Origin of the sequence: Marinobacter sp., assembly GCF_046484525.1 — a bacterium.
Lineage (GTDB): Bacteria > Pseudomonadota > Gammaproteobacteria > Pseudomonadales > Oleiphilaceae > Marinobacter.
Map to the genome: position 1 here is coordinate 87,104 of NZ_JAWOIS010000042.1, position 18,652 is coordinate 105,755.

20 protein-coding genes and 1 pseudogene are annotated in these 18,652 nt (G+C 52.9%); 9 read left to right on the forward strand and 12 right to left on the reverse strand.

Annotated features, from left to right (window positions below):
• Nucleotides 1-46: 46 nt before the first annotated feature.
• From R6W86_RS09315 to R6W86_RS09325, 3 genes are all read right to left on the reverse strand, one after another.
• Nucleotides 47-211: a hypothetical protein gene (locus R6W86_RS09315; protein WP_410329086.1), complete on the reverse strand. Its 165-nt coding sequence runs from the start codon at nucleotides 209-211 to the stop codon at nucleotides 47-49.
• Between the two features lie 121 nt (nucleotides 212-332).
• Nucleotides 333-449 (reverse strand): DUF4399 domain-containing protein, encoded by a 117-nt coding sequence (locus tag R6W86_RS09320; RefSeq protein ID WP_410329109.1) that lies wholly within the window; start codon nucleotides 447-449, stop codon nucleotides 333-335.
• A gap of 72 nt (nucleotides 450-521) precedes the next feature.
• Nucleotides 522-1,628, reverse strand: coding sequence for a class I SAM-dependent methyltransferase (locus R6W86_RS09325; RefSeq protein ID WP_410329087.1), 1,107 nt, complete (start codon nucleotides 1,626-1,628; stop codon nucleotides 522-524).
• 222 nt (nucleotides 1,629-1,850) lie between these two features.
• On the opposite strand from R6W86_RS09325, the gene R6W86_RS09330 reads away from it, so the two are divergent.
• Nucleotides 1,851-2,471, forward strand: a complete 621-nt coding sequence (locus tag R6W86_RS09330) for a TetR/AcrR family transcriptional regulator (RefSeq protein ID WP_410329088.1) — start codon at nucleotides 1,851-1,853, stop codon at nucleotides 2,469-2,471.
• Between the two features lie 258 nt (nucleotides 2,472-2,729).
• Here R6W86_RS09330 and R6W86_RS09335 read toward each other — a convergent pair whose 3' ends face one another.
• From R6W86_RS09335 to R6W86_RS09345, 3 genes are all read right to left on the reverse strand, one after another.
• On the reverse strand, nucleotides 2,730-4,619 hold the full coding sequence (locus R6W86_RS09335; RefSeq protein ID WP_410329089.1) for a DUF3857 domain-containing protein: 1,890 nt from the start codon (nucleotides 4,617-4,619) through the stop codon (nucleotides 2,730-2,732).
• Complete coding sequence (locus tag R6W86_RS09340) at nucleotides 4,616-5,692, reverse strand: hypothetical protein (protein WP_410329090.1); 1,077 nt, start codon at nucleotides 5,690-5,692, stop codon at nucleotides 4,616-4,618. Before R6W86_RS09340 ends, R6W86_RS09335 begins: the two co-directional genes overlap by 4 nt.
• 349 nt (nucleotides 5,693-6,041) lie before the next feature.
• Nucleotides 6,042-7,184: an iron-containing alcohol dehydrogenase gene (locus R6W86_RS09345; RefSeq protein WP_410329091.1), complete on the reverse strand. Its 1,143-nt coding sequence runs from the start codon at nucleotides 7,182-7,184 to the stop codon at nucleotides 6,042-6,044.
• A 401-nt stretch (nucleotides 7,185-7,585) separates the two neighbouring features.
• Here R6W86_RS09345 and phnD point away from each other — a divergent pair, with 401 nt between their 5' ends.
• The 7 genes and pseudogenes from phnD to R6W86_RS09380 form a co-directional block, all read left to right on the forward strand.
• Nucleotides 7,586-8,578 carry a phosphate/phosphite/phosphonate ABC transporter substrate-binding protein gene (phnD, locus tag R6W86_RS09350; RefSeq protein ID WP_410329092.1) on the forward strand — a complete coding sequence of 331 codons (993 nt, stop codon included), beginning with the start codon at nucleotides 7,586-7,588 and terminating at the stop codon, nucleotides 8,576-8,578.
• Nucleotides 8,579-8,631: 53 nt separating this feature from the next.
• Nucleotides 8,632-9,426 carry a phosphonate ABC transporter ATP-binding protein gene (phnC, locus tag R6W86_RS09355; RefSeq protein ID WP_410329093.1) on the forward strand — a complete coding sequence of 265 codons (795 nt, stop codon included), beginning with the start codon at nucleotides 8,632-8,634 and terminating at the stop codon, nucleotides 9,424-9,426.
• Nucleotides 9,423-10,241 carry a phosphonate ABC transporter, permease protein PhnE gene (phnE, locus tag R6W86_RS09360; protein ID WP_410329094.1) on the forward strand — a complete coding sequence of 273 codons (819 nt, stop codon included), beginning with the start codon at nucleotides 9,423-9,425 and terminating at the stop codon, nucleotides 10,239-10,241. Before phnC ends, phnE (R6W86_RS09360) begins: the two co-directional genes overlap by 4 nt.
• Nucleotides 10,235-11,044, forward strand: a complete 810-nt coding sequence (gene phnE / locus R6W86_RS09365; RefSeq protein WP_410329095.1) for a phosphonate ABC transporter, permease protein PhnE — start codon at nucleotides 10,235-10,237, stop codon at nucleotides 11,042-11,044. The genes phnE (R6W86_RS09360) and phnE (R6W86_RS09365) overlap by 7 nt, the downstream gene beginning before the upstream one ends.
• A gap of 65 nt (nucleotides 11,045-11,109) precedes the next feature.
• Nucleotides 11,110-11,934, forward strand: a complete 825-nt coding sequence (locus R6W86_RS09370; protein ID WP_410329096.1) for an HAD-IIB family hydrolase — start codon at nucleotides 11,110-11,112, stop codon at nucleotides 11,932-11,934.
• Between the two features lie 21 nt (nucleotides 11,935-11,955).
• Entirely contained in the window at nucleotides 11,956-12,732 is a 777-nt protein-coding gene (locus tag R6W86_RS09375; protein WP_410329097.1) for a DeoR/GlpR family DNA-binding transcription regulator, read from the forward strand.
• Between the two features lie 381 nt (nucleotides 12,733-13,113).
• A pseudogene (locus R6W86_RS09380) lies at nucleotides 13,114-13,335 on the forward strand (hypothetical protein); the annotation flags it as partial.
• 241 nt (nucleotides 13,336-13,576) lie between these two features.
• Here the strand turns inward: R6W86_RS09380 and R6W86_RS09385 are convergent.
• The 6 genes from R6W86_RS09385 to R6W86_RS09410 form a co-directional block, all read right to left on the reverse strand.
• Complete coding sequence (locus R6W86_RS09385; protein ID WP_410329098.1) at nucleotides 13,577-14,020, reverse strand: tetratricopeptide repeat protein; 444 nt, start codon at nucleotides 14,018-14,020, stop codon at nucleotides 13,577-13,579.
• 305 nt (nucleotides 14,021-14,325) lie between these two features.
• On the reverse strand, nucleotides 14,326-14,784 hold the full coding sequence (locus R6W86_RS09390) for a DIP1984 family protein (RefSeq protein WP_410329099.1): 459 nt from the start codon (nucleotides 14,782-14,784) through the stop codon (nucleotides 14,326-14,328).
• A 95-nt stretch (nucleotides 14,785-14,879) separates the two neighbouring features.
• The gene (locus R6W86_RS09395; protein WP_410329100.1) at nucleotides 14,880-15,242 is read right to left on the reverse strand and encodes a hypothetical protein; all 363 of its coding nucleotides are present in this window, start codon (nucleotides 15,240-15,242) and stop codon (nucleotides 14,880-14,882) included.
• A gap of 38 nt (nucleotides 15,243-15,280) precedes the next feature.
• Nucleotides 15,281-15,844 (reverse strand): DUF6985 domain-containing protein, encoded by a 564-nt coding sequence (locus R6W86_RS09400; RefSeq protein WP_410329101.1) that lies wholly within the window; start codon nucleotides 15,842-15,844, stop codon nucleotides 15,281-15,283.
• Nucleotides 15,845-16,852: 1,008 nt separating this feature from the next.
• Nucleotides 16,853-17,272, reverse strand: a complete 420-nt coding sequence (locus R6W86_RS09405; RefSeq protein ID WP_410329102.1) for a hypothetical protein — start codon at nucleotides 17,270-17,272, stop codon at nucleotides 16,853-16,855.
• Between the two features lie 96 nt (nucleotides 17,273-17,368).
• Nucleotides 17,369-17,968: a hypothetical protein gene (locus R6W86_RS09410; RefSeq protein ID WP_410329103.1), complete on the reverse strand. Its 600-nt coding sequence runs from the start codon at nucleotides 17,966-17,968 to the stop codon at nucleotides 17,369-17,371.
• Nucleotides 17,969-18,400: 432 nt separating this feature from the next.
• Here R6W86_RS09410 and R6W86_RS09415 point away from each other — a divergent pair, with 432 nt between their 5' ends.
• The gene (locus R6W86_RS09415; protein ID WP_410329104.1) at nucleotides 18,401-18,571 is read left to right on the forward strand and encodes a hypothetical protein; all 171 of its coding nucleotides are present in this window, start codon (nucleotides 18,401-18,403) and stop codon (nucleotides 18,569-18,571) included.
• The last annotated feature ends 81 nt before the right edge of the window (nucleotides 18,572-18,652 follow it).

Below are 18,652 nucleotides of genomic sequence, written 5' to 3' on the forward strand. Positions count from 1 at the left end.
ATCGGAACAGATTTATTTACCCCAATCTGTCCCGATTATCGTGAACTCATTGGCCACTTTTCAGATTAATCTGCTTTGAACCTGTAGAGGCAAATTGTCCACTTTTGCCTTTATCCACATATTCAACAGATCCGCCGGACTTTAAAAAAGCAGCAGTCTGCTCCGCAATCTCGGCAGAAGTTAATGTAGACTTTTGAGGTTTCTTGCTCATCATATTCCCCCAAGTTAAATACTGGCTTATTTGCCAATATCAATCCTCCATTATATCCGAAATTGGGAAAAATTGCTGGAAACCACCCAGACCAACAAACACGCCGGCCTCGGACCAACCATTACTCCACCGTGATGGTAATTTTCTCGGACATCACAGGAGGCTCGTGGAGTACGTTCCGATGGTAACCCGCCAGTAGTTGTAGAGTATGCTCGCCCGGCGACAACTCCAGGGTAATCTGGGCTTGCCAATCTGGGCTTTCCCGCCATGTCTATGATGACGTTTCACATCAACCGGCCAGGGAAGCAGCTCAGGGGCGGCAAACGTACCAGTAGTTCTGGAAATCATGTTCCAGCTCATGCACGTCGATATTTCGGAAGCCCGATTCACGAAAATACTCCAGCGCTTTCTCCCTCCCCCACATGGCTCCCAGTCCCTCACCATCCTGCGCCAGGGAAACGGTCATGCAGTGCATGCAGGAAATGGTGTAAAGCAACGGGCCGATCGGATGGTCCCTGTCACTGTGATGATGGCTTGACCCCTTGATGTCCTGGGCCAGATAAACACCGTCATCAGCGAGCGTTTTGCGGATGCCCCGCAACACAGCAAGTGGGTCCCTCTGGTCGTGCACGGCATCGAATGTGGTGATCAGATGGTAAGGGCCGGGCCGCCCGCTGTGTTCAAGGTCACTGACGTCAAAAACCTGGAAGGTTGTGTTGTCGTTCCCGAGCGCCCTGGCTTCCTGGCTGGCATACCGGACGGCATCCTCGGATATGTCGTACCCGGTAAACTGGCTGTTCGGGAAGAGCCTGGCCAGCTTGTTCAGTGCCCGCCCCCTGCCACAACCGACGTCAAGGACCCGAATACCTCGTTCCAGACGTTCGATAAGGCCTGGTACGAGCGGGAGAATATCTGTTTCCAGGGCGGGAACAACAGACTGACCACTGTCCTCGGCCATAACCTCGTGGAAGCGCTCGAACCGTTCATAGGGAACGCCGCCTCCGTTGCGAAAGCAATGAACAATGTCATCCTCCACCGAGCCAAGCAGCGGAATATACTGGGCAAACACCGCAATGTTGTCTGTCGGTGACTTCCGGCACAGGCTGGCAGCGTGTTCCCGGGGCAGGTAATAGGTTTTTCCTGACGGATCATTCTCGACAATGTTGCCGACAGTCATCGCTCCGAGCCATTCCCTGACGTATCGCTCATTCAGTCCGGCCCTTTCCGCAATCTGAGCACTGGTTGCAGCGGGCATCTCTGCCATGGTGTCAAACAGTCCGGTGCGGTGGCCGACCGAGACCATCAGAGCCAGCGCACCCGAGTTCAGTGTATCCACCATGCGGTCGCCGAATGCCGCTACCACCGCTTGATCTGTTTCGGTGATGTCATGAATGAGAGTCTCTGCGTTGCCTGTCATGGTGCTATCCTCCTTTTTAGGGTTAACGGGGTGTTTCCCGTTAAGAACAGGATGTACCTGGAAGCGAACAGCAACCAGAGAGCACATGGTATGGTTCTACCTGAAAGTTCCAGGTCTTTTTAAAACAATCGCATACAGAGCCTTAAGCGTGCCTTTGGGCACTGGCGGTCGGGGTTCCCGCACGGAAACCATACTCAGGGTATGGTTTCCCGGAGGTGGCAGATGGAAAAAGGTCAGGCTACCCGTGATCGGTTATTGGACATCACCGAAAAATCCGTCCTGAGGAAGGGCTTTGGTGCAACCTCCATTGAAGAAGTGATTGCCGAGGCCGGTATAACCAAGAGTGGCTTCCTGTACCATTTTTCCAACAAGAACGCGTTGGCCCACGCATTGCTGTTGCGCTATATGGCGCGTGAGGATGCCCTGCTGGATGACGTGTTTGCCCGTGGCCGGGAATTGACTGAGGACCCTTTGCAGGGATTCCTGGTGGGGCTGAAGTTGCTGGCGGAGATCATGGAGGACCTGCCCCATGAATATCCGGGCTGCCTGGTGGCAACCTACTGTTATCAGGAAAGCCTGTTTGATCGAGATGTCCGGGAACTGAACCGGCGAATTGTCCTGAGCTGGCGTGCGCGGTTTCGCACGCTTTTAGACCTGATCTACGAACGTTACGAACCCAGGGACACAATCGACCCGGATGCGCTGGCTGACATGGTGTCAACGGTCATCGAGGGAGGCCTTGTTCTGGGTCGGGCAACCGGAGAGCGGGCCCTTTTGCCCCACCAACTCATGCTGCTTCGAAGTTATATCAAGCTATTGTTCGAGCCTGCCGCGTCGAGGTAGCAGGGCGTTCATTATCCGATTGAAGGAATGGTAAGCGAAGGGTAAGAAACACAATCAGAACGATGGCTCCACTCAGAGGAATAAGAGCAATTATGCGCACGGTTGCTCCCAGGACTCCCGACAAAAAGCCGCTGCCAGCAAACATGATTAGCCAGAAAATCCATATTCTTGCTGCCAACTCAACGGTTCAAGCAACTCGGCATCCCGCACTCATCTGGAGACAACCATTCAGCATGAATAGAATCAGACCCTGTCAAGCTACAGAACCTTGCCGGCAAACCGGATCTTCGATTCCCGAACCAGCAAGTCAAGAAAGCTGTTGAACTGTGAGACATCAGTTTTACTGACGATTTGCCGGGGAATCTTCAGTTCAGTAACTACCTCCAGCCGGCCGTCTCCCAGGCGCTCTACCTGCCGGACCATGCTTCCGAACGAGTGCGTAAACTCTAACTCAGGCGTCAATATCGTCAGTGACCAGGCAGGTCCGACATCAAACCGATACTTTGTTGTTACCCGCAATCCCGGGTATCGCTCGTCACGCTCGGTATTTTCCAGGTACAGGCTGTAGATTTCCTGTGTAAGCCAGGCACTGTACTCGACATAGGACAAAGGCTCACCAGCGTGGAGAAGCTCGTCATATTGGGCAGTGGAGCGGATCGTGACCGCTGGCTTGAGAGAATCGGTGCCCTCAAAATCGAATTCCGGCTCCACCCTTTCTGACACCTGCTCCTGATAGTCCTCTAAGGCCCAGGCGACGCGCTCTCGTTCATTCATGCGGGAAAGAAAGTCACGCATGGTACCGGCATATTCCCCGAGGTATGTGCGCTTCTGACGCTCTTGCGCACCACCCTCGGGGTTGAAATCCAGATCGCTTTCAACGGCGACTTTCCACCGAAAGGTCGCGGGATCAACCACCGTGGGATGGGCGCCCGGCATCAACTTCAGCGCCACCTTGCTCTGTATCCAGGCCGGCGTATGCTTCCAGTCCGTGCTGGCGTCTGTCGCATCCAGACAACGGTTATTTCCATTCCAGTCAAAGCACACCACCATGTGATCGAAATAGCCCATGCTGGGGACCACCAGTCGGCCGGGATCACTCCGCTCCGTAGCCACCAGAACCGGATAGGCATCAACACCAATGCGTTGCAGGAGGTGGTAAAGAACTGCCGACTTGTCCTTACAATCTCCATAGCGCGACAACAGAGTCGAAGCTACCGAATGGGGCGTAACGGTATGACCGCGTTCGGACATGGAGACATAGCGTATATCCCGGGCCACAAATGCATGTATACGGGCAATCTTTTCTGATTCGGGAAGTGCTTCAATTCCAAGTTCTTCCAGCAGTGCCTGACTACCGCGCGTATCACGCAATGCCTGATCGAATGCTGAACGGGACTTGCCGATAATCTGATCCCATTCCCGTTTCTCAGCCACAATCACCTGGTCGACAAGGTCAGGCCAGCTCGGTTGGCCACTCAGCTGGAGACCCGGAATGTCTTCGCCAGAACAAACCAGGCGGTTCTCCTCCCTGTCACAACTAACCCGCTCACCATCGGCCGCCCACTGCAGAGACTCACCCTCCGGCCACTGTACCGATAACTCCCACAGGCCTATCGGCGCCCTGTTCTGGGAATAAAGCATCTCTGCCCAATCCATTTCCAGCCGGGAACGTTCGGTGACAACGGTGTACTCGATCATCGCGACGCTGCCCGCGCCCAAACCCGGCAGCGCAATCACCGCCTGTCGCCTGTCGCTGAAGGTATTGCCGGTGTCGATGTTGGTGATCTTGAGAGTGCCCGGATCAAATGCATGCAGGCGCTCCCGGTCATCAACTGAAGCCGCCGTGTGGATGGTCACCTGGTCTGTCTGCTCGTCAAAGAAAATGCGATCCATGCCGTTATTCTGGACATCACTGCTGGAGGGGTAATACCACACGTCCCGCACTCGGCGGCGCACCGTATTCTCATCGATCAGGATGTCCGTTTTCAGGACAAGGCGGGTTAACTGGTCCGGCAAGTCATCGCTTTCCCGGAGCTCCGCCGCCAGCTCCAACAGGTCTGAGTGATCAGGAGAGCTCCACTGCACCGACGGTTCTGCCATGGCCCCAACAGCTGCCAGCAGAAGCGGAATCAATAGCAGGTACTTCATAAGGACTCGAACTCCCTGGTCATGCGGAGTAGCTCGGCTTTCCGGTCCTGGAAGGACAAGCGGGGGGTGTTCATGTGAATAATGAGCTCGAAGAGCCCTTGGGGACTCTCAACAATGGCGCTGGTCAGCATAGAGGGCATATTCATCTCTCTACCAGTGCAGATGACCTGGGAGACTACGCTGAGACGGCTGTCCTGGAACCTTCGAAATTCCTCGCAGCTGGCGCCCCAAAGGGTTTCATGGAACGTCTGCAGGCGATCGTAGGCCAGCCCTTCAAGCTTGATATTCTCGTAGTGGTAGACAATGGCATAAACGTCCTCGATTGGGCCTCGCAGTTCCAGCAGGGCCTCGTCTTCGGAGTACGTACCCGGTTCTACCTCGACCCAGCCTTCGGAAGGGACCGGGAACCGGAAACGTTCCTCGGGATCAACATAGGCCTGGTCCGCCGGCAACTCGCTGACGTCATACATACCCAAGGAACCCAGGCTCAGGTAAGGCACAAAAATGAAGGTGACACACACCATGGGAGCGGCAATCAGCCATTCCCACCAGCTATAACCGTACTTCCGTTCCCGGAAAGCCACGTTGTCCAGCCGGCGCTTCACGGCATTGAACCGGACCTCCAGAACAGTGAACAGGGCTGCCCAAACCAGGAGCGCCGGCAAAACCGTCCAGAAAGGAGTGGCAATTCGTTCCTGAATATTAAAAAAGGCTGTTACCAGTATGACGGCAGCCATCCAGGCCTGCCGGCTGCGCCCCCACGCAGGCACGCCATACTCGCTTTCGAGTTGCCTCAAATAACCCACCAGCCGTGGTAGTGCGAACAACTGTGCAAGCACGAAGTGCGGTACAAAAAACCACAACCAGGGAGTTACGTCCGCCCGAGTCAACGAGCGGACCTCACGAAGACGGCCAACCAGCCAGAACGCGGTGTAAAGCCCAAAGGTGCATCCATGGAGAATAAAATCCCACCACCAACCGCGCGGGGCTTTCACTGACGGGAGCCGGTTCGGGGGTTGCTCCGAATTGGCAGCGGTAGTGCCAACGTCCTGATATCCCTGGCCTTCAACCACAGCCTTGTTTCTCCTGACTTGAAGGTTAGTAGTATTTAAACCGTATCAAAAGACGACCCGCCGGGAAGCCCTTTTTGTGCGTATTTAGGGATAGGATCACAAAAAAGCCGGGGCGACATGATAAAGCGCTCTACGATAAACAGTGGGATCAGATGCCTGAATACAGTGATCAGTGACTCGCAGACCGGACCAAAGTCCCTTTTTGCGAACATCCTTGATTTGTCTCCCAAAATCAGCCAGAGCTAAAACGGAGTGCATCCTTCTGTTCTACTCCTTTGGTGCTGAATTTCAATCTGGTTTCGGAGTCGCGCAGCCAGGCAGAAGCCTCACTTACACTAGCGGTGATTGGTCAGAACGACTGGCGCATGATGTGTTCAATCGTGGCCGAAGACAAGACAACCGGATTGGCCTTCATGGAGGAAGAGCTTGCCGCAGCCTGAGCCGCGGCAAGGATGTGCTCCTCGGTGACGCCAATCGACGCCAACCCCGGCACGCCAATTTCGGCAATCCATTCCTGGAAACGCGGCAGCGCCTCATCCCGGGAGGTGTCAAATACCTCAGCAATCCAGCCAATCACCTGATCGATTCGGGCCTTGTGCTCCGCGCTTTCCACCGCATCGCGGTTCGCGGCAATGCCCGCGGGCAACAGAGCAGCACAGATGGCACCATGGGGCGCCCCGCACAAACCACCCAGGGGACCGGCAATGCCGTGCACCACGCCCAGCCCGGAATTGGCCAGCGCCAGCCCGCCGAACAGGCTGACCTGCGCCAGCGCGTCCCTTGCCTCTTCGGATTCCTCTCGCATAAGTTGCCTGAGCGCCCGAAGGCCCTTGGGGATCGCCTCCCGGCACAACATATCCGTGAACAGATTGGCGCGCGACGAGAGGTAGGGCTCGATCACCTGGGTAACCGCATCCAGCCCCGAATGCAGGCTGACCGATCGGGGGCAACGGTCCGTGAGGGCCGGGTCGACCAAGGCCAGGTCTGGGAGTAACTTACTATCCCGCAGACTTACCTTGCGCTGGGCATCCGGAATATCGATCACCGCATTACGGGTAACTTCGGCCCCGGTGCCCGACGTAGTCGGCACCAAAATCAGTGGCAGGCGTTGGGCGGACAATGGCCGCCCATCACCAACCACCTCCAGATGACTCATTAACTCGGTCTCGCTGGGCAGCATGACCGCCAGTACCTTGGCGGAATCCATCACCGAACCGCCGCCAATGCCAATCACCAGGTCGACACCCAGCGACTTGCCCTGCTCTATCGACGCCAGCAAGGTATTCAACCCCGGCTCTTTGGTGGCGGCCAGGGTTTGAATAATTTCAATCGCCTTCAGCGACTCGAACACCCCAGCAAGCCGATCCGGGTTGCTGCCGTGGACAACCAGAGCCCGCGAACCCAACTTTGCCGCCCGCTCGCTCAGTTGGGCGATCTTGCCTCGGCCGAAGACGATTTCTGTGGGGGTTAGCAGACTGAAGGCGACTGACATCGTGCGTCTCGTCCTGTAGTTGGGCATAAAGGCTCGGCTCTTAATCAGCGAGCGCCAGGCCTTGCGATTATGCATTTTTGCATCGTTTTATACGATTGCTCAAACGGAGGGCAACGACGCAGTGAGTCGGCAGTGTCCTTCTGCAAGCAGGTCATCAACACCCGCTCAAAAGTTCAATTGAACAATTACATGTTTTCTCACTTTTGGTAAACCCGATTGGGCACAATGCTCAATTTGCGGAATGTGAAATGAATTTTCTATCTTGCCTGCTGGATTCAGGCTGCTATTCTTTATGTTCAATTGAACATCTCAAACAAAAAGCCAAGCGAGCCGGTCCTTCCACGATGTTCAATGGCTGACGAAGCAAACGAAAAATGGACCGCTCCAAATGGAGAACAAGAATGAACCTGTCCAAAAAAGTGTTCCCCGGTATCTTGCCAACTGCCACTCTGGCAGCATCAGTGGTGTTGTTCGGTTTCAGTAACCAAGCCTTTGCTGACTGCGAGCGTGGCTCGCTGGACGTCAAATACTGCGACGAAAACGGCGACATGGTGGCCGACCTGCCGAAGGATGAATCACAGTGGGTTAACCCCGATACATTGGTCTTTGCATATACACCGGTTGAAGACCCCGCCATCTATTCCGATATTTGGCAGCCATTCATCGATCATTTGGCTGAGGTCACTGGCAAGGATGTGCGCTTCTTCGCCGTACAATCCAACGCGGCGCAAGTGGAAGCTATGCGCAGCGGCCGCTTGCATGTGGCAGGTTTCTCTACCGGACCGACCCCTTTCGCGGTGAATCTCGCCGGAGCGGTGCCCTTCGCATTAATGGGTTCAGAGTCCGGGCAATTCGGTTACTCGCTGCAGGTCTACACCCATAGCGATTCTGACATCCACGAACTGGTCGACCTGAAAGGCAAACGAGTCGCACACACCTCGCCCACCTCAAATTCGGGCAACCAGGCACCCAGAGCCCTGTTCCCGGAATTGGGCGTAGTGCCGGGGAAAGACTATGAAATAACCTTCTCAGGCAGCCATGACCAGTCCATGCTGGGCGTGGTTGCCAAGGACTATGACGCCGCGCCGGTAGCTTCCGAAGTAGTCGAGCGTATGGCAGCCCGGGGCCTCTACGACGAAGAGGATGTGCGCCTGGTCTGGGAGTCCGACCGGTTCCCGACCACTTCCTATAATCACGCCCACAATCTGCACCCCGAGCTGATCGAAAAGATTCGCGAGGCTTTTTACAGCTTCAAGTTTGCCGGCACCGAACTGGGTGAAGAGTTTGAAGGCGTCGAAACGTTCATTCCCATCAACTACAAGGACAACTGGCGCGTCATCCGCACCATCCAGGCGTCCAACGGCGTTCAGTACACCCCCGACAATCTTAAATAGTAAAAACGGGAGCTTCCGGCCCTTGGTCGGAAGCTCCGGCCGGAGCAAACCACATGCTAGAGATTACCAACCTGGTAAAGCGGTATGGGCAAAACGAGCCTGTGCTCAAAGGACTTGATTTAACCGTCGAGGGTAGCAGTGTCGTTTCCATCGTCGGAGCATCAGGGGCGGGGAAAAGCACCCTGCTACGCTGCATCAACCGGCTGGTCGAACCGACTTCGGGTTCGATCAAGTTGAACGGCCACGAATTGTCCAGACTTCGTGGCAGCGACTTGCGCCATTCACGCCGTCGCATCGGCATGGTCTTCCAGGGCTTTAATCTGATTGATCGTTTGACGGTGATGGAGAATGTATTGTCAGGCCGGCTCGGCTATGTTTCGCTGTTTCAGGCACTGACCCGCCGTTTCCCTCAATCGGACATCAACCGCGCCTTCCACCTGATGGAACGGGTGGGTATCGCCCACTACGCCAACAAACGCGCCGACCAATTGTCGGGCGGTGAGCGACAGCGGGTCGCCGTTGTGCGAGCGCTTATGCAAGAGCCCGAGATTCTGCTGGCGGATGAGCCAACCGCCTCCCTGGACCCCAAAACCTCACAACAGATCATGAGCCTGCTGCAAACCCTGGCCAGTGAGATGTCACTGCCTGTGCTGATCAACATCCACAACGTTACTCAGGCACGGATGTATACGGACCGCATTGTGGGTATGCGCCATGGTCAGATGATTTTTGACGGTTCGCCCAGGGACTTCAATCAGGACGCCCTCGATTCCATCTACGGTGGCATTGAGTCGCCCGAAGAAGATGCGGCTGATGCAGGTACCCATGCTCAGGAGGCAACCGCATGACCATCAGCAGAATTGCAACCGGCGGAACGAGGAGCAGGGTCTGGAAGAAACCTCCCTTCATCACCAATCCTTGGGTTCGGTATGGCTTGTTTGCTGTCACCCTGACCTACCTTTACTGGGCTTTCTCAACCCTGCCCTTTGATTGGGAGCGCATTTCCGAGGGTCTGCCGCGTGCCGCCAAAATTTTCGGCGGTGCATTTCCACCCAGCTTTGAACGTGCGGAGTTGTTGTGGAAAGGATTCAAGGAAAGTTTCCAAATCGCATTTCTGGCCACCCTGCTGGGGGTTTTTCTGTCGATTCCCATCGCAGTGATGGCCGCAAAAAACGTAGCGCCAAAGCCAATCTACCTGCTGGGACGTGCCATCATCATCGTCTCCCGCAGCTTTCACCCGGTCATCGTGGCCATCCTGTTTGTGGCGGCGGTCGGGTTCGGCCCCATGGCAGGTATTCTGACCCTGACCCTCTACTCCATCGGATTTGTCGCCAAATTGCTAGCCGAGGAAATCGAGGAAATTGACTGGGGCCAGGTGGAAGCCATGCGATCCGTTGGTGCGAGTTATCTGAAAATGCTCATCTACGGAGTGTTCCCACAAATCATGCCTCGCCAGATTGGGCTATCCATGTATCAGCTCGACAGCAACCTGCGCGCTTCCGCAGTGGTCGGTATTGTCGGTGCTGGCGGTATCGGCGGCACACTGATGAACGCATTCGGACGTTACGATTACGATTTCGCCTTTGCCATTCTGCTGATGATTATTGGCATCATTCTGATCAGCGAAGGAATCAGCGGATGGGTGAGGAAGAAAGTATGGTAGATCACGCTGAAAAACTGACCGACCGTGCCTGGTCCCGCTACGACCGGAAAGAGCTATGGACCCGCTTCGGGATTTACCTGTTGACCCTGGTAGCGATTATCTGGGCGGTGCGTGACATCGACATTTTCTGGCCTTGGGTGTGGGACGCTCCCGAGCAGATCCAGAACCTGGGCGCCCGTATGTGGCCTCCGGAGTTCAGCACCTGGAACGCCATCTTCGAAGCGATGCTGGAAACCGTGCATATCGCCACCCTGTCAACCATGCTGACGATTTTCATCGCCTTGCCAGTGTCCTACATCGCGGCGCAGAACACCACACCCAACAAGGCCACCCTGTGGCTCGGCCGATTCATCCTGGTGTCCAGCCGTTCGGTGAACACCATCATCTGGGCCCTACTGTTCGTGGCGATCTTTGGACCGGGCGTGCTGGCAGGTATCCTGGCTGTGATGTTCCGGTCGATTGGCTTCATCGGAAAGCTGATGGGCGAGGCCATCGAGGAAATCGATCGCCGCCCGGTGGAGGCCATGCAGGCCACCGGCGCCAGCAAGATGAAGGTGGTGCTGTACGCAATTGTGCCTCAGGTAATGCCCGCGTTCTTCGCCATCATTATCCTGCGCTGGGACATCAACATCCGTGAATCAACCGTGCTGGGTCTAGTCGGCGCCGGTGGCATCGGAGTGCTGCTACAAGGGTCGATCGATCTGTTCGCATGGCAGACGGTAGCCACGATTCTACTGGCCATTGTTGTACTGGTGATTCTGGGTGAGGCGCTCACCAGCGCCCTGCGGAAGAAAGTTATCTGACCCTGACCGAGCGCCGCCCGAGGCTCCGGGCGACGACTGCGGTAACGAACAGGAACATCCATTGCATGACAAACAGCTTTGACTTTGACCAAGCAGACATATTGTTCACCGACGTGGACGACACCCTGACGACCGATGGCCAATTGCTGCCAGAAACCTACCTGGCCCTTTGTCGCCTGGCGGCCGCGGGCATCCGCGTGATCCCGGTTACCGGAGGTTGCGCCGGGTGGTGTGACCAGATCATTCGAACCTGGCCGGTCACTGCCGTTATAGGCGAGGGTGGCGCTTTTTATGCCGAGCGCAGCGCGCCCCAGACGGTGTGCTGGCACTACTGGAATGACGCGGCCTCGCACAAGCGTGACCAACAAACCATCCTGGCCGCGATTGCTGAGCTCAAGCTGGACTTCGAACCAAAGCTCGCCAGCGATCAGGCGTTCCGCTACGTCGACGTGGCAGTAGATTACAACCAGCAGCAGTCGCTCACGTCAGAGCAGGTGGCGGCGCTTCACGATGCCCTGGTCGACCTGGGTTTCAGTGTTCGGCAAAGCTCTATCCACCTCAATGTCTGGCTCGGCGATTTCGACAAATCCACCATGGCCGTGCGCGTCGGTCGGGAATTGCTGGGACTGGATCTGCCTGAATTACAGCAGCGTGCAGTATTCATCGGCGATGCCCCCAACGACGAAAGCATGTTTCGCCGTTTCCCCTTGAGCATAGGCGTTGCAAACATTCACAAGCACCTGTCCGCAATGTCCCACCGGCCGGCGGCCATCGTGAGTCAGCGATCCGGGATGGGTTTTGCGGAAATGGCCGAAAACTGGCTGCGGCAACGGGCCGAATCCGATCTTCCACAAACCGAAACAAGACCTGCGCAATGCCAAACACAATGAACGGACCGGGTACCTAGTCTGATGGGCGCCGAAGACCGACAGCAAAGCATCCTGGAATGGGTGCATAAACAGAAGCATGTCGAAGTTGAAGACATCGCCCAGCGCTTTGGTGTGACCACCCAGACCATTCGCAGGGATATTAACAAGCTATGCGAACAGGGCTTGCTACGCCGTCGCTACGGCGGCGTCAGCTTGCCGCCCAATACATCAATTGCCCCGGTTGAAAACGAACAAGTACGTCACTTTGCCGCCAAACAGCAAATGGCTCATCGGGTTGCCGAGGACATTCCTGAGGGTTCCACGGTCAGTCTTGGGGTTGGCAGCACCATCGAGTTTGTGGCGCGTGCGCTAATTCATCACCAGTCCCTGCGCATTCTGACCAACAATCTCAGGGTGGCCTCGGCGCTTTCCGGCAATCCCGGCATCGAAGTCATCGTTTCAGGGGGGCAGTACCGGCACAACCACCACGATGTGGTCGGGCCGGAAGTAACCAGCTTCTTCAGTTCCTTCATCACCGATTTTGGCATTATCAGCACCGGCAGCATGGCCCCGGAGCATGGCTTGATGGATTACGACATCCGCGAGGCGGAGGTCAGCCGAGCCATCATCGCCAATACCCGTACTCGTCTGCTGGTGGCTGATCACAGCAAATGGAGTCGCAGCTCCCACTGCAAGGTTGCTTCGTTCAAGTATGTGGATCGTTTCTATACCGATTTGATGTACGACAAGCAAAGAACTGCTCTGCCCGAGGAGCTGAAAATCATCGAATGTCGCAAACCACCAGCGCAAATTGCCTGAAGTGGTGTGCGGCTGAGCGCGTCCCTCAGCTGATCCTTGAGCCGGGTTATTAACATATTCTATTTTAATAAATCGGAAAAGGTTCTTATAGCTAATCATGTAACGCTTTATCACACCCTCCATGTAGACCGTTTTCAGCGACATGGCACCGCTTCAAAAACAAGGGGGGGGGGTGCATCTTCGTTTTTGAGGGCTTTCGCCACACTAATGTTATGCCTGCTGGCGACCGGAGCCGGCACCGCTGATGTGGGTGGAGCCGAGGTCCGTGTATCAGCACCCGAACTGGGTAAAGGAAATGATGCAGGAAGACTATGCCGGAACCCTCAATATGTTGAAAACAATAAATATTTTCTGGGGCTGCGTGAGTAGTTCGAGCAAGCCAACCCCACAGCACTGGCCCAGATCAGCGAGCGCATGATTAAAACAATCCGAAAGGGCTACTGGGAGGCCAGTGACGAGACTCTGCGCGAGCTGGTCGAGGTCTATACCGAAGTGGCGGAAGCCCACGACGTCTATACCGAAAACCGGACAATCTATGTTGATGAAATAAGGTCAAACATCGGTACTGTTGACAACTCCATGGTCTATGTTTCCGAGGGGTGACAGCCCCGGGTTCTACCCTGTTACTGCGGATACCCGCGCCGCGGTACCGGGGTAGAACCCGGCCTTGAAACGGCCGGACAGGATCCGACGAGAACCGGTTGGCAGTTGTCACCGCATTTTGATCAGCATACCTTGGATGATAGGAACTCCCGAGAATCACGGCATTAAAGAAGAAGACCACGCCTGCGGGTTCAGCAGGTAATACTCAAGGTACCAAAATTCGAAAAATTGGACTTTTGCGTTAATTTTTTAAACAATCAGCCGGAATTGTTAACTCTTTTTCGATAACCTCTAGATAACCCTCAACGTTTTGTCTCATATTTGGATTTAGTTCGGCACTCTTCTTAAAATACTTCCTGGATTCAAGGAATTGCTGTTTTCTATAATAAGCCAACCCCAGATAAAAATTAACAGTCATATCATTAGGGTATTTTTCACGGAATTTAAGGCAGTATTCGAGCAGCTCATCGATGTTGTCTGTGTTATCCAACCTGTCCGCTTTTCGCACGCTGAACTCATCAGCCCTGTCATTTGTGGCATTTTCATAATATTTTATGATAAACCACATGAAGCCAGCGCTTACCAGACCTGTGACGATAATGACAATCTCCATCGTAACGATGTTGTCACTTAAAGATTGAATCGACTTAGCCAATTCCAAAACTGCTTCATTATTAGCTTCCAAGATTTTCTCCTTTAACGCCCAACACAGAAATCTGACAAAGACCTCCGGTGGACGACCGACAGACCGGAAATAAACCCAAGTAATTTGTTAGCCACATCAATGTAGTCCCCTTCCCCACCCTCGTGTAATAAGCGTCAGCATTTCGGTAGTTACAGTTCTACATGCACTTTACTCATGTGCAGAGTACTGGGGATTATCGATAAAAAGGGAGTTGAACCCTTAGGGTTTGCCCCCGCACCCTACCGAATCCAACTTAACCCAGTTGGCGGGTAATACTCGCCCGGTTACCACACTACCGATCTACATCAATCAACGAGATCAGTCGACCAATTAAGCTCCTGAATCTTTACATCGAGCTCCCTGAAGGTTTTAGAGAGCGTGTCTGCCTGCCTCTGGATTTCCCTGACATTCACAGCAGGTTTAAACTTCACCTCAAGAGCCTTGTAACGCTCCTGTGTGACGGTAGCATTTTTTGCCAAATCCCTATGCAAGTCTCGAACTAAAGCCAACTCATCTCGCTCAGCCAGCACTTCAGTCAACGATTTTTTCTCATCAAACATAACGGAGCTATTAGTCTTATTGATCTTGATAACAAGGTTTCTCAGCTCCTTGGTACAAGACACAAATTCTTTCAGTAACTCATTCGGATCCTCTGCCGGCGATTCGTCAATTTGGATTTTCGCATTACGCATAATTCGCTCTTTAAGCTGAGCGATCCTTCTCTGTAAATCAGCTCTCAGGGACAGAGCCTCTGCAAGTCTCATTTTCTTTGTAATCCTCATGTGGCTAAGGTTGCGCTTGAGGCACCGAGAAAAGCGCGCAGCGCTTTACGAGGTCGCTCTCAAAGCGCCTTTCAGAACTATTCAACCCAAATAAGTACTTTTGCATCCAGCTTTGACTTATTGCGAAGAGAGAATTCTGCCTGATTATCGGACGTCCACTTTACAGATTCAATGTATTGATCCCGCAGCAGGTTACCGCCGATTGGATAGTTCTCGTCAGCATCTACTACTGAAACCTGAACAGACGTGTACCCAAGGGCGCCCATGTCATAATTGTAGGCACCTATTTTCAGCTGCCCGTTCGGGGAGAACGTCTCATATAACATGTTTCTGTTTTCGTGGGACCAGATATCATCCTCCGGTATCGACATTTTCAAATAGATAAAGCCAATACCGGCTAAAACGATGGGAATTAACGAACCGACCAGTATTTTTTTCATAGTTCTAACCCCCGGCACATGCGCCGTGTTGCTGCCTGTTAAGTCTTATTGGCATGCTGCTTGGCCTTCCAGAGGAGAATTGCGGTGTCCGCACCACCGAGGTCTACAACCTCTCCACCATGCAACAAGAAACCGAGTCCGTGCTCTTCTTCCCAATCGCACCCCATTTCAATTCCTATATACGGAATGCCATCTTTACTCACTTGATGGATATTGACTGATACGATACCGACCAACTTCTTCAGATCGCTTTTACTGTGGATGCCGGGGAAAGTTTCAGAGACCTCCTCCCCAAACTCTTCAATATATCCCGCTTTGATTGCCCCGTATGAATTAAACAGAATATCCAAAATCGCGTTGGCGACTTCCTGCTGGTGAGTAAGAAACCAATCAACAAGAGATAGCTCTTTGTCATTGAGAGGATCGTCTCCTCTTCCTTCCGGGGCAAAAACTACCGTGACATCTCCCAGAGACGGTTTATTTGAAGAGAGAGCACCATACGGTCCCTTTCTTTCCTGAAAACCTGACCAAGCCGTATTACGGATAAAGGCTTCCCAACAAAAGTCATTCCATTGAAATTCGATCTCTGACACGTTGGTCACTACGCCTCCTTAGACTTAACGGTGGTTAGATAGCACGCTTCGCTACTGCCGGAAATTGACTGTCCCACAGACGCTTTCAGGACGCACTCACCATAACTGATGCTGATAAGACACGCGAACACTCCCGCACTCAACAACGACGGGAGAATAGAAAATAAGTCAGTCCCGTTATTCGTCATTTTCCTACTCAAATGAAAACACTAACCAGAGCACCCAGGTTGCGGGTAACGTCAAACAGTGGAATACGAGAGAGAACACAGATGCTACTCCCGCATTGGAGGGGTCTCTGCGAATTGCCCATGACTGGAGAAGCACCGGGAGAGCCATAAACAAGGACCAGCCGTAACTAAAAAAAACAAGATCGGTACCCCAACCAAAATCAAGGGAAACAATTCTTTGATAAGCATACCTTAGATGATAGGAACTCCCGAGAATCGCGGCATTAAACAAGAAAACTACTCCTGCAGCGAGCGGTAACCATGGAATCGATTTCGGCGCCAGTCGTGCGGATGCATAAACCAGAACTGGAATGCCAAAGTAAAAGACTGAAATGATGGGGAACACCAATCGATAACCTCTGAGCTCATCCGTTGTCGCAAGTAAAGTCAGGTCCTGCCTGGTTAATAAATTAAGGGCAGACTTATCCCCCCCAATCCTGAGGGGGGGGGTCAGAAGGAAATATTCAAAGCAAGGACATTTGACAAATTGAACTCTTTTCCTGTGTTAATTTCTTACACAATCAACCGGAATTATTAACTCTTCTTCGATAACAAGCCAACCCAAATAGAAATTAACAGTCATGTCATTAGGATATTTTTTCAGAATTTAAGGCAGTATTCGAGCAGCCCATCACTGTTATCTAACTTATCCGCTTTACGCACGCTGACCTCATCAGCTCTGTCATTTGTGGCAGTTTCATAATATTTTCTCCTTTAACGTCCGGCGCAACGGCCTGGCAAAGGCATCTGGTGGACGACTGACACGCCGTGAGCAAACTTAAGTCATTCGTTAGGCACTCTTACCGACGAAAAGTGATCTCGTATCAGCCCTGACAAGAATCAGAAATGCATGAAGCAGTAGATATACCGGTGCAATCAGCTTCAAAACCAGCAGATAGTAATCAGAGCTTACGCTGGAACCTGCGTATAAAAATGCACCTATTCCCAAAAATCCCAGAGCCGAAAGGAAACCACATGCACCTACAGCAAACCACCACGCCTCTTTTTTGAGAGAGAGCAACCACCAGGCAATGTAGCCAATTCCGCCGACTCGAATCAGACCACGAATCAATTCCCTCATGTCCTCGCCCCCTGATTCGACAGCATAAAATACTGTGCCTATCAGCACTAAAAGGGCGTAACTCAACAGGAAAATTGATGCTCTTTTTACCTGGACTGGTGCATCCGAACGTTTTACAAACCCGAACATCTTAACTCCATTTTTTATTATTACTTATTGCCTGGACTCAGCCGCCGTTTTGGAGCGACCGTGTATAAATCGGTCGGCTGCAGCCCTTGTTAAAAATTAAAGCTCTACACTAGAAAGAATTTCCGAGATCTCTTCTCTAGATCCTGTTTTCTCATCTTGACGTGTACCTGAACCGATCATAAAGAAGTAATCACCCCTGGGAACTATCCATAGCTCGGAAGTAGTCGGGAAAACCCGACCATCCGGGACAGCCAAAGAATAATTTATTCGCATATATGCGGCTGGCAATCCATCCACCTCGGTATCCGTAGGGCGCTGAGTCAAATTGAAATCCTGAAATACTTTTTTAAACTGCGGGAGTATAAGATTAAGTATTTCCTTGGGGTCAGACCCCTTCAGTTGACCTAATGGTTTTATGTTTACCTTGAAGCTCGGATTAAGATCCTCAAAAGGCTCTGGGTACTTCATCATTGCGACTAATGGTGCTGATGAATATTTGACCATTTGCTGGTGAAATTCTTTATCAGTCATCTGAAACCTTTCAAGGCTTTCACGATTCTGCTCTGCAGAAATGAAATTCCAATCATCTGGCTTGGTTACCTTAAACCCAACAGTGACACTCTCAAACAGATTTTTTTCTTGCGCAAATGCGCTCAAGGAGACGAAAACTAATATCAGTACTTGAATGATTCTCATGGTTTTTCTCTATTATTAATAGTGATCAGATAGCTCTCTTCGTTATTGCCGAAAAATGGACTTTAGCGGAAGTCGGTCAGTCGCTTTTCGTGGCACAGGAAAGCGTGCAGAAACGTTAAAGATCAACTCGCCCAGAAGACATTTGAAACCGGGAGAAACCAGAATGACTGTCAGCGATAAGAGGGGTATCAAATACCGGGGGGCGAAAAGTGGCTGTGTTAGTACTGAGAGGTCCATCAGTCAGTATTCCTGACAATCCGTGCTTCCGTTGCTTTTGGTGACTGACACTAGCCCAATTCAGTGCTTGATGTCTGCCTTCGATTACAAAAATAAATGTTATGCGACAAAAGATAAAAACCGGGGCAGAGTGATTTTCCACAGACCAGTGGCGGCATTTCGCCTGTTGCAGCTGAACGACACCAAAATACTCTAGTGTCCCGTCTGGTTAATTCGCTGACCTACTGCGTGGCGCTGGGGACCCTGGCCAAGGCGTCAGTGCGCAGGTGTGGTGGTTCCACATCAAGTGCTGGCAACACCGGTCAGGGGCCCCAGCGCCGCGCCCTTCGGGAGCCACTGAGAGCCTTGATAGCTGCGTTGCTCTGACTCGATTTGGAACCACCAAACCTTCGCCATCGCGCCTTGCTCTCAAGGCTCTCAGTGGCTCAGTAGGTCAGCGAATTAACC

Coding starts and splice junctions, on each gene's coding strand:
- R6W86_RS09315 (WP_410329086.1), bottom strand. CDS start 211: ATGAGCAAGAAACCTCAAAAGTCTACATTAACTTCTGCCGAGATTGCG.
- R6W86_RS09325 (WP_410329087.1), bottom strand. CDS start 1,628: ATGACAGGCAACGCAGAGACTCTCATTCATGACATCACCGAAACAGAT.
- R6W86_RS09330 (WP_410329088.1), top strand. CDS start 1,851: ATGGAAAAAGGTCAGGCTACCCGTGATCGGTTATTGGACATCACCGAA.
- R6W86_RS09335 (WP_410329089.1), bottom strand. CDS start 4,619: ATGAAGTACCTGCTATTGATTCCGCTTCTGCTGGCAGCTGTTGGGGCC.
- R6W86_RS09345 (WP_410329091.1), bottom strand. CDS start 7,184: ATGTCAGTCGCCTTCAGTCTGCTAACCCCCACAGAAATCGTCTTCGGC.
- phnD (WP_410329092.1), top strand. CDS start 7,586: ATGAACCTGTCCAAAAAAGTGTTCCCCGGTATCTTGCCAACTGCCACT.
- phnC (WP_410329093.1), top strand. CDS start 8,632: ATGCTAGAGATTACCAACCTGGTAAAGCGGTATGGGCAAAACGAGCCT.
- phnE (WP_410329094.1), top strand. CDS start 9,423: ATGACCATCAGCAGAATTGCAACCGGCGGAACGAGGAGCAGGGTCTGG.
- phnE (WP_410329095.1), top strand. CDS start 10,235: ATGGTAGATCACGCTGAAAAACTGACCGACCGTGCCTGGTCCCGCTAC.
- R6W86_RS09370 (WP_410329096.1), top strand. CDS start 11,110: ATGACAAACAGCTTTGACTTTGACCAAGCAGACATATTGTTCACCGAC.
- R6W86_RS09375 (WP_410329097.1), top strand. CDS start 11,956: ATGGGCGCCGAAGACCGACAGCAAAGCATCCTGGAATGGGTGCATAAA.
- R6W86_RS09390 (WP_410329099.1), bottom strand. CDS start 14,784: ATGAGACTTGCAGAGGCTCTGTCCCTGAGAGCTGATTTACAGAGAAGG.
- R6W86_RS09395 (WP_410329100.1), bottom strand. CDS start 15,242: ATGAAAAAAATACTGGTCGGTTCGTTAATTCCCATCGTTTTAGCCGGT.
- R6W86_RS09405 (WP_410329102.1), bottom strand. CDS start 17,272: ATGTTCGGGTTTGTAAAACGTTCGGATGCACCAGTCCAGGTAAAAAGA.
- R6W86_RS09410 (WP_410329103.1), bottom strand. CDS start 17,968: ATGAGAATCATTCAAGTACTGATATTAGTTTTCGTCTCCTTGAGCGCA.